Raw genomic sequence first — 10,276 nt, 5'->3', positions numbered from 1 at the left:
TGCTCAACTTCGATAAACTCTGGACTAATAGCGGAACACCGCCGGTATTCACTTGGGCCTGAAGAAGAGCAGTTGAAACACACGGCAGGCCTAGGTCTATGACCGTGCCGAATCGCTCAGTTTAGGTATGATAAACAGGCTTGTCCGCGCAAGGAGCTGCAACACCCTGGTACAGTTGGGCGCAAGTTTTCTTCCTATGGGGCAAGGTGCCGTTCTCCCCTCGAATTGAATCCCTTAAAATTTTTCGAAAAAAAGGTAAATAGCTCCCCATGAACGAAATCGAGCGCATCGAAGCATCCTCCCAATATCTGGCCACTCTGATTCGCCGCAGTCCCGATGCCGTGGACTGGCTCTGGAACAGGAGAAATCTTTACCGCCGCTATCCCCTGACAGGGCTCTACAAGGACCTGTTGGATGCCTGCGGTGAGCCCGAATCCTTTTCACACCTGCTCGCCTGTTTTCGTGAATTCAAGCAGAGACACTTCCTGAGGATTGGCGGAAGGGATTTCCTTGGGCTCGCATCCTTGGAGGAATCGACGTCTCAGGTGAGCGATCTCGCCTGCGTGGCGCTGCAGGTGGGCCTCGAGATTCTCATGACGCACCCTCAGTGGTGGGCGGGCGACGAAGGCATCGCCACCTGGCTGCAGCTCAGGGATGATCTGCAACTGACCGTCATGGGACTCGGAAAGCTTGGGGGCCAGGAGCTCAACTATGTTTCGGATGTGGATCTCATCTTCCTCTATGCTTCCCGACATCGGGACGGGCTACTCGCGGCCGAAGCCCCTGTGCTGCTCAATCGCCTCTGCCAGTGGCTGATTCGCCTCCTTTCCGATCGCACCGGAGGAGACCGTGTGTTCGAAGTGGACATGCGGTTGAGGCCCCAGGGGAAAGACGGCCCCCTTGTCCCCTCCCTGGCTGCCGCCGCCGACCACTACCTGCACCACGGCCACCCGTGGGAGCGTCAAATGCTCCTCAAAGCCCGTCCCGTCGCAGGGGACAGGGCTCTTGGAATGGCCTTCCTGCAGGAAGTCCGCCCGTTTGTCTTTCGGCGGTTCCTGGATTTTCAGGCCCTGGATGAACTGCGCGCCATGCGGGATCGCATCCTGGCAGAAGCCGTGGGACCCGGCAAGGGCTGGCAGCAGTTCGACGTCAAATTGGGGGTGGGAGGGATCCGAGAAATCGAGTTCCTGGTGCAATCCATGCAACTTGTCTATGGCGGACGGCATCCCGAGTTGGATGAAGCCAATACCCTGCGCAGCCTGGAGCGCTTGAAGGAACTGAACCTGCTGCCGGCATCCGTCGTGGAGGAGCTGGAAGATTCCTACAGGTTTCTCAGGCGAGTGGAGCACTGGGTGCAGTTGGACCAGAACCGCCAGACGCAAAAACTTCCCCAATCCCAGGAGGCGAGAAGGAGGCTTTCTCTCGCTCTCGGTTTCGATGGGGACGAACAGGAATTTCTGAACAGGCTGGAGTCCTGTTGTACCATCGTGCACGGACATTTCATGGCCCTGTTTCAACCGGAAGAGGAACGGGCGGATCCCCAGGTGGAGGGCGGCGGCGAAGGCGGAGAAGTGCCAGGGGAGAAGGCGGAAGAAAGCTTTTCACACGAAATTTACACCTGCCTCCAGACGCATCTGAAACGGTTCAACGCACCCGTGCGCGAGTGTGTCCTTGGCGTGCTGCATGACTACAGGGATTTGAGAATCCCTGAGCTGAGAGAAAAGGTATTGCTGCGCCTGGAGCGTTATTTCGGCCAGGTGGTCAAACGGCCGGGGCTGGCAAAGGTTTTTAAGGCTCCTGCGCCCTGGCTTCGGGATATCTGCCGCGGGGTGGCCGTCAGTGAGCTGCTGGCGGAGCTCCTGGCGCACCATCCCAGCCTGGTGGAGGGGGTCGCGACGGTTGCGGGCGGCCTTCCACCTTTCCGCGAGTGGGAGGCGACCGGTACCCGACTGCTCCAGCGGGCGAAGGACCTTGAAGAAGGTCTGGAATGGCTTCGGCGCCTTAAGAATGAGCGACAGATCCAGCTGATTCTGGCGGACCTGAGAGGCGATTTGGATCATGCCGCCCTCGAGGGCGAGCTGAGCGTATTGGCTGATTTTTTCATCCGGCATACCTACCGGAGGATCCTGGATAATCTCCAACTCCCCGAGGATTTGCCCCTGAGTGTCCTGAGTCTCGGGAAATTGGGTAGCTCTGAAATGAGCTATCTATCGGATCTCGACCTGGTATTCGTTTACGACCCGCAGCCCGGTGAACCGCAGCACCAGATCCCCCCGGAAATCGTTCGCCTGTCCCAACGCTTCATGAGAATGCTCAGCACCCCTCTGCACGAAGGGCCGGGGTATGCCGTGGACGCCCGTCTGCGGCCCACGGGAAATTATGGGCCTTTGATCGTCACCCGCAGCAACTGGTCGGAATATTATGACACTCAGGCCGATCTCTGGGAGATCCAGGCCCTGCTGCGGGTGCGCCCTATCGCGGGTCATGTAGAATTGGGGCGATGGATCGAGGGGCGGGCCCGTGAGATCTGCACCCGGCAAAGAAGTCCTGAGGACGTCTGGGGCAGGATCTGCCATCTCCGTGGGCGGATGCAAAGAGAACGCAGCGACGAAAAAGGGGAATGGGTGGACCTCAAGCTGGGGGCGGGAGGACTCGCGGACATCGAATTCCTGGCTCAGGGGATTCTTCTGACGGAGGGTTGGCGAAATGCTTATCCGGATCTGCGCTCCGTCCGGTCTGCACTGCCACGGGTCCTGGAGACTGTCGGCTCCGACCCGGGACTTGCTCCAGGGACGATCCTTTCCGCTTTCGAATCCATCCGGTCCCTGGATCACCGCCTCAGGCTGCTGACCAACTCATCCGCCTCCCGCCTCAACCCGCAACTCTTGGAAGCACTTCAGCTGCTGGGGCTCTGGCCGCCTCGGCAGGGTGGCAGCTCCATGGAGAGTTGGGAGGATCTTTTGCGTTTGCGGCGGCGCGTGCGGGAAGGGTTGCTCCATTTCTGCCCGGAGCTCTGAACATGGGGGAAAGCCTCACAGACTTCTGGAAAGGGAGATCTGAAAAACACTTCCGCCTGTGGGACCCGGCTGGACGCAAACCGTGCCACCGTGCTGCTCCGCAATTTCTTTCACGATGGCCAGTCCCAGGCCGGAGCCCTCGATGCCGCGCGTTTTGTCGTTGCGCTGGAAGAGCTCGAAGATTTTTCCACTGTCTTCCCGGCTGATGCCGACCCCATTGTCCCTGACGGAGAGGATATGGTGCTGGTCGGAGACATCATACTCCACTGCGATTTCACTCAAATCGTCTCCTCCGTATTTCAGAGCGTTATCCACGAGGTTGCGCAGGACACGCAGCAGGCCCAGCCGGTCGGCTCTGACGACGGGAGGATTTGCGGGCTCTTTCCACCTGATGCCGCGGCTCCTCAGACGGGCAGAAAATTCATCCTTGATCATCTGTAAAATGTGCTTCAAGGGAACGTCTTCTATGAGAAGGGCGACTTCCTTGCCGGAAATGTAAAGATTGATTTTTTCCACGAGGGCGGCAATTTGTTCGGAAGCCTTCAGAATCTGCCGGCAGTAGCTGTTGCCTTTTTCATCCAGCAGGGCACCGTATTGCCTCTGCAGGAGGCTCGTGAGCCCATACAATCCCACGGCCGGACTCTTGAGATCGTGAGAGACGGAATAGGCGAACAATTTGATTTTTTCAGCGGTCTTGCGGAGGGCCTCTTCCATCTGGATTTGCTCCGTAATGTCCCTCCCCACGGACTGAAATTCCACGTGGTTGTTCTGACCGCCGTGTATCAAGCGGTTGGTCCATTGCTGCCAGCTGGTTTCGTCGCCGGGGCGCATGACACGGAAAGACGTGGTGCCGACCGGATTGCGCCTGTTGAGAGAGGCAAGCTCCTCTTGTACCTTATCGCGGTCTTCCTCCGCGATGAATGCAATGAAGCTCCGACCCAGGAAATCTTCCAGTTTTCCATTGAAATAGCGGCAAAAGGCTTCATTGACAAACGTGATGGTTTGATCGGGCAGGGACCGGAAAATAAGCTCCGTCTGGTCTTCGACAATGCCGCGATAGCGCGCTTCGCTCTCCCGCAGTGCCCGCTCTGCTTTCACACGTTCCGTGATATCCCGAAAAATCCCTTGGTATCCCAGAACACTCCCGTCTTTGGCGTGCTTCAGGGTGGAAGTGAGCAAGCAGTCCATCAGTTCCCCGTTCTTTTTTCGGAGCCTCAGGGGGTAGTCCCTGACGGAGCCTTCTTTTTCAACGATCTCGCGATACCTGTCACGGTCGGCGGGAAAAACATAGCGGTCCGTGATCTTTTCCGACATGATCTCATCACGGGTGTACCCAAAGAGCTCCAGGCACGACTGGTTGATATCGATGAATTTCCCTTCCCGGGTCACGATGACGATGGCATCCCGGGATTCTTCAAAGAGTTTGCGGTATTTTTCCTCACTCTCACGAATGGCTTCTTCCGATTTCTTGTGCTCGATGGCGATGCCGGCCAGGTGCGCGGCTGCTTCGACCAGTCGGAGATCTTGTTCGGAAGGGCGATGGGGCTTGCGGTGATACAGGGCGAAGGTGCCCAGGACCCGACCGCTGCTGTCGAGGATGGGGATGGAGAAACACGACCGCAGCCCAAACCGGTCGGCCAGGCTGCGGTAATCCGCCCAGAGTGGGTCGGTTGAGGTGTCTTCGACGGTGACCATCCTGCCGAAATGGGCTGCGGAGCCGCAAGATCCACTGTGGGGTCCGACTTCCAGTCCATCCACCGCTTGAAGGTATGCCTGCGGCAGGCTGGGGGCGGAAGCATGGAACAGGCGCTTCTTGCCCGGATCCGTCAATAGGATGGAACTGTAGCTGCCGACGGCCAGTTCTTCCGTCATCTGCGTCAGGGCATCGAGTGTTCCCTGTAGCGGACTTCCTGTGGCGATCATCTCCAGGATCCGACGCTCACGGGCGAGAAGCTCTTCCAGGTGCTTCCGATTCGTAAGATTCTCGTAGGTCCCCAGCACACCCACCACGTTGCCTTCGGCATCGTGTAAAGGGATTTTGTTGGTGTCCAGTATGGCGAGCTTTCCATTGCCCTGAAGCTGCGGTGCGATGATGTGCGATTCAGGGATACCCGTCCCCATGATGCGCTCATCCACCTTCCGGTAAAAATCAGCCTGCTCTTTTCCCCAGGCAAGATCATAGCCGGTTTTTCCATGAATCTCCTGGGGGGAACCGACCCCGGCATCCTCGGCAAACGCCTGATTGCAGCCCTGATAGTTACCCTGCCGGTCTTTCCAAAAAATGGCCTGGGGAATATTGTCTACGACCAGTTGAAACATTTCCCGGGAGTGCTTGAGTGCCGCTTCTGCTTTCTTGCGCGAGGCCATTTCTTCCTGCAGCATGCGAGAAACCCTTTTGAGCTCTGCGGCAAGCTGCTTGCTGCTTGCTTCCGGTGCACTGCAGGGCTTTGAAGAAGCTGCCTCGGTGTCTTTGGCACTCATATGATGTGGCTCCATGTCAGGACTGAAACCTTCGGGTGGTTCTACTGGGGCTCTCTGTGGCAGTGTTCACATTCTCTGATCATTCGGATCGACACCGTAATGGAATGTCGAAGCCAATCATACATGGGCGATATAATATACATTAAAAAACCTTACGACAACCCTTCCCAATGGGAATATGGCCCATTCACCTGACAGCTCAGCCAGAGAGAAGAGATGCCGCCGGAGCTGCGCGCAGTGTTTTTTTCATTGACAAAGGGATTGTAGTCTATACTTTCCGTAAGAGATTCGAAACATCGGACCGAGCAGATGTCTTGTATTGTCTCAGGAGGGTTCATGCAGCCGATTGCCTGTGAAGGGGTTTTATCCCCCTGGGAGCCCGGCGTATTCAGCCTGGCTCTATTTACTGTCTTGGTGCTGGCGTTCGTGGCTTCCCAGCTTTTCATCGCCTCCTGGCTGGGGGAGAAAAAAACGACTCCGGAAAAGGCCAGGCCTTACGAGAGCGGTATCATTCCCACTGGGACTGCGCGGCTGCGCTACCCCGTTCCCTTCTACCTGGTGGCAATCTTTTTTCTTGTGTTCGATGTGGAGGGCGCCTACATTTTTTCATGGGCCGTCGCCTGCGAAGAGCTGGGCTGGGCCGGCTGGCTGCAAATGACGTTTTTCATCGGACTGCTGCTCGTCGGTCTCGTGTATATCTGGAAAAACGGAGGTCTTGATTGGGGACCAACCAGCAAGAAGGAATGAACGAACGGTTCCTGGACAGTGTGGATGTCCTGGTCAACTGGGCACGCAAGTACAGTCTCTGGCCCATGTTTTTCGGGCTTTCATGCTGTTTCGTGGAAGAGGCGACAGCTTTGACGTCACGCTACGATCTGGCGCGCTTCGGGGCGGAAGTCCTGCGAGCTTCTCCCCGGCAGGCGGATCTATTGATTGTTTCAGGCACCGTTTTCAAAAAGATCGCTCCGGTCGTTTTGCGTCTGTACGAACAGATGGCAGAGCCCAAATGGGTGATTTCCATGGGGTCCTGTTCCAACTGCGGAGGGATGTACGACGTTTACAGCGTTGTCCAGGGAGTCGATCAGATCCTTCCGGTGGACGTCTATATTCCCGGCTGTCCGCCGCGTCCTGAAGCGGTCATGCAGGGGCTGGTGATGCTCCAGGAGAAGATTGCCGCGGAAGAGCGCCCCGCCCGATCCATTTTTCACCTCCCGGGGGGAACGCAGGGAACTCAGAGGCCTTTGCGGGTGGACGGTTTGACCAAGTCGCGGGATCCCCGGGGGCCGGGTATGGGGGGAATTCCCATCCGCGGCAGTTCGGTCGTCCCTCCGAAATTCCCGGACAGCCGCACCGACCTCATGTGGACGTCGCCGGCGCGGCGCGTCGAGCTGAACGATGGCGACAGAGCGCTGGCCGATGTTCTCAAGGATCGATTCGGCGATGCGGTGGAACCGGCCCCGCAAAGCTCCGACATGCTCACGGTCCAGGTGAGGGAGGAGCGTCTCAAAGACGTGCTGCGTTTTCTCAAAACGGAAGCCGCTCCCAGGTATCAGCGCCTCGACGACCTCACGGCCGTCGACGAATCCGCCCGCCGTGAGCGGGATAGATACCCTGACTTCAGTCTCGTCTACCACCTGCTTTCTTTCGAGGCCGCAAGCAAGCTCCGCATCAAGGTGCCGCTGCATGGCGAGGCCCCGACCACTCGAAGCGTTACGGACCTCTGGCCCTCGGCCAACTGGTACGAACGGGAGGTCTTCGACCTGTTCGGAATACGCTTCGAGGGGCATCCGAACCTGCGCCGGATTCTTCTGCCCCATGACTGGGAGGGACATCCCCTGAGGAAGTCTTACGCCGGACGCGCCACCGAAATGACCCCCTATACCCTGGAGGATGCCAGGAAATGCCAGCCCTTCGATGGCGGGGTCTACGTGAAGCAGGACGGCGGAGAGCATCGCCTCATTTTGAACATGGGGCCGCATCACGTCAGCACGCATGGGCTCCTCCGCTATGTGGTCGCCCTGGAAGGCGAGGAGATCACCGGCCTGGAGATGGATCTCGGTTATCATCACCGGGGCGTGGAAAAGATCGGAGAGCGTCAAAGCTGGCATCAGTTCATCCCCTACTGCGCTCGAGTGGATTACCTGGCCGGGGCGGCCAACGATCTCCCCTATGTCCTGGCCGTCGAAGCGCTGGCGGACATCCGGGTGCCCGAGCGGGCTCAGGTCATCCGGGTCATGCTGAGCGAGCTTTTTCGCCTGAGCAACCATCTCGTCTGGTTTGCCACGTATGCTCACGACGTGGGGGCGATGACGCCCAATTTTTATGCCTTTCGGGAACGGGAGATGATTCTCGATATCGTGGAGCTCATCACGGGGGGGAGGCTGCACCCATCCTGGTTCCGGCTGGGAGGGGTCGCGGCGGATCTGCCCGATGGCTGGAAAGAGGCAGTGGATCAATTCGTGAACATCTTCCCTTCCAGGCTCCAGGAATACGAGCGCCTCATACGGGAAAACCCCATTTTCAAGGCGCGCACCATGGGAATTGGGCGCATATCCCTGGAAAATGCCATGGACTGGGGCGTGACGGGGCCGAACCTGCGAGCCTGCGGCCTGGATTGGGATTTGCGGAAAAAAATGCCCTATTCGGGTTATGAAAACTTCCAGTTCGAGGTGCCGATCGCCGAGGGTGGAGACTGCTACGCGCGCTATCTCGTGCGGGTGGAAGAGATGCGGCAGAGTCTTAAAATCATTGAACAGGCTGCGGCCAATATGCCCTCGGGGCGCACCATGACGGACGATTACCGATACGTCCTTCCCAAGCGTACAGACATGCTCCAGGACATCGAAAGTCTCATCCACCATTTCGTCAATGTGACCCGCGGTCCCAAAATACCCAGGGGGGAGGCATACATGTCCTGTGAGATCCCCAGGGGGGAACAGGGATACTACGTGGTGAGCGACGGTCTTGGCGCTGCCTACCGCATGCGCATCCGCGGGCCGGGGTTTGCCAACGTGCAGGTCATGCCTCAACTGGCCGTGGGGGAGAGCATCGCGGACCTCATTGCCATCATCGGTTCCGTGGACTATATCCTGCCGGACATCGACCGGTAGAGGGCGCGGGCGCGAGCTGGAATGACACTGTGAAAGGGACGCTGAAGACTCTGACTTGCGCAGAGACACGCTGATAATGGATTAAAGTGAGGAATACGGCGAAACCATGTTGACTTGGAGCCTCGGTTTTCTCATTCTGATGGTCAAGCTGGGGGCTGTTCTACTGTTCCTGCTGCTTGCGGCGGCCTATCTCGTGTGGCTGGAGCGCAAGTTTCTGGCCCGTCTGCAGGTCCGCTACGGTCCCAATCGAGCCGGGAAATATGGACTCCTCCAGCCCATCGCCGACATGATCAAGATGCTCACCAAGGAAGACACGATTCCCGAGGGGGCCGATCGGGTCATTTTCCTCCTGGCGCCTGCCGTGGTGACGGTCACGGCGCTCCTCATGTTTGCCGTCATTCCCTTCGGCGGGGATCTGAGCTTCCTGGGGAAGAGGATCCCCATGGTCATTGCGGATCTCAACATCGGGTTGCTTTTCGTCTTTGCCCTTTCGTCCCTCGGGGTTTACGGCATCGCCCTGGGGGGGTGGGCTTCCAATTCCAAGTATAGTCTCCTGGGCGGGATACGCGGTGCGGCCCAGATGATCAGCTACGAATTGTCGTTGGGGTTGTCTCTCGTTCCGGTGGTCATGCTGGCGGGTTCCTTCAGCCTCGTGGACATTGTGCGCGCTCAGGAGGCCTATCCCTTCATTCTTGTGCAGCCCCTGGCCTTCGTCATTTTTGTCATCAGCGCCATGGCTGAGAGCAAGCGCATTCCTTTTGATCTTCCCGAAGCGGAAAATGAACTGGGAGCCGGCTATCACACGGAATACAGCGGGATACGGTTCGGTCTCTTTTTCCTGGGAGAATACGTCAACATGCAGGTTTTGGGGGCGCTCGTGGCCGTCCTGTTCCTGGGGGGCTGGAGCGGTCCTTTTCTTTCCGGCCCTGCCTGGTTTTGCATCAAAATACTCGTGGTGGCGCTGGTTATGATCTGGATAAGGGGAACACTGCCCAGGCTACGGTATGATCAGCTGATGGCTTTAGGCTGGAAAGTCCTCATTCCCCTGGCCCTCGTGAACATTGTCGTGACGGGTGCGGTGATCTTGATTTAGTCCGAACGAAAGCAGAGAGTCTATGGCATCGGCACTGGAGGCGGTCAAAGCGCTGGCGAGCGGCTTCGCCACAACATTCATGCACCTGTTCCGGAAGCCCATCACCGAAGAGTATCCGGAATACAAGCGGGTCCTGCCCGCGCGCAGCCGTGCCCGCATCATCCTGACGCGGGATCCGGACGGTGAAGAGCGCTGCGTGGCCTGCTACCTGTGCTCTGCCGTGTGCCCGGTGAGCTGTATTTCCATGCAATCCGCGGAACGGGAAGACGGTCGGCGCTATGCCGCGTGGTTTCGCATCAACTTTGCGCGCTGTATTTATTGCGGTCTTTGCGAAGAGGCCTGCCCCACCTCTGCCATCCAGCTCTCACCATTCTTTGAAACCTGTGAGAGAGAGATTCTGAAGCTCGTGTACGAGAAGGAAGATCTTCTGGTTTCTCACCAGGGCAAGGACAAGGAATACAATTTTTACAAGGTTGCAGGGGTGGTAACGGCATTGGGCGGCAAGGGGGAGCATTTCAGGGAGGATCCTCCTGTGGATATCAAGACCAATCTACCCTGACAGAAACTGCCACGGC

At 57.9% G+C, this 10,276-nt stretch carries 6 protein-coding genes; 5 read left to right on the top strand and 1 reads right to left on the bottom strand.

From position 1 onward, the window contains the following. Nucleotides 1-269 precede the first annotated feature (269 nt). Nucleotides 270-3,017 carry a bifunctional [glutamate--ammonia ligase]-adenylyl-L-tyrosine phosphorylase/[glutamate--ammonia-ligase] adenylyltransferase gene (gene glnE, locus MWC30_RS03590; RefSeq protein ID WP_244082784.1) on the top strand — a complete coding sequence of 916 codons (2,748 nt, stop codon included), beginning with the start codon at nucleotides 270-272 and terminating at the stop codon, nucleotides 3,015-3,017. 15 nt (nucleotides 3,018-3,032) lie between these two features. Here glnE and MWC30_RS03585 read toward each other — a convergent pair whose 3' ends face one another. Then, nucleotides 3,033-5,498 carry a PAS domain S-box protein gene (locus MWC30_RS03585; RefSeq protein ID WP_244082783.1) on the bottom strand — a complete coding sequence of 822 codons (2,466 nt, stop codon included), beginning with the start codon at nucleotides 5,496-5,498 and terminating at the stop codon, nucleotides 3,033-3,035. Nucleotides 5,499-5,834: 336 nt separating this feature from the next. Between MWC30_RS03585 and MWC30_RS03580 the strand changes: the two genes are divergently transcribed. The 4 genes from MWC30_RS03580 to nuoI all read left to right on the top strand — a co-directional run bounded on the left by MWC30_RS03580 (nucleotide 5,835) and on the right by nuoI (nucleotide 10,260). Next, entirely contained in the window at nucleotides 5,835-6,245 is a 411-nt protein-coding gene (locus MWC30_RS03580; RefSeq protein ID WP_244082782.1) for an NADH-quinone oxidoreductase subunit A, read from the top strand. Next, a complete protein-coding gene (locus tag MWC30_RS03575; protein ID WP_244082781.1) occupies nucleotides 6,242-8,608 on the top strand; it encodes an NADH-quinone oxidoreductase subunit B/C/D in 2,367 nt (788 codons plus the stop codon). Before MWC30_RS03580 ends, MWC30_RS03575 begins: the two co-directional genes overlap by 4 nt. A 106-nt stretch (nucleotides 8,609-8,714) precedes the next feature. Further along, nucleotides 8,715-9,701, top strand: a complete 987-nt coding sequence (gene nuoH / locus MWC30_RS03570) for an NADH-quinone oxidoreductase subunit NuoH (protein ID WP_244082780.1) — start codon at nucleotides 8,715-8,717, stop codon at nucleotides 9,699-9,701. A 22-nt stretch (nucleotides 9,702-9,723) separates the two neighbouring features. After that, nucleotides 9,724-10,260 carry an NADH-quinone oxidoreductase subunit NuoI gene (gene nuoI / locus MWC30_RS03565; protein WP_244082779.1) on the top strand — a complete coding sequence of 179 codons (537 nt, stop codon included), beginning with the start codon at nucleotides 9,724-9,726 and terminating at the stop codon, nucleotides 10,258-10,260. Nucleotides 10,261-10,276 lie beyond the last annotated feature (16 nt).

Source organism: Desulforhabdus sp. TSK (genome assembly GCF_022836495.1).
Taxonomy (GTDB): Bacteria; Desulfobacterota; Syntrophobacteria; order Syntrophobacterales; family Syntrophobacteraceae; genus Desulforhabdus.
The sequence above is the reverse complement of the archived record's forward strand: the minus strand, read 5'-3'. Positions and strand labels throughout refer to the sequence as shown.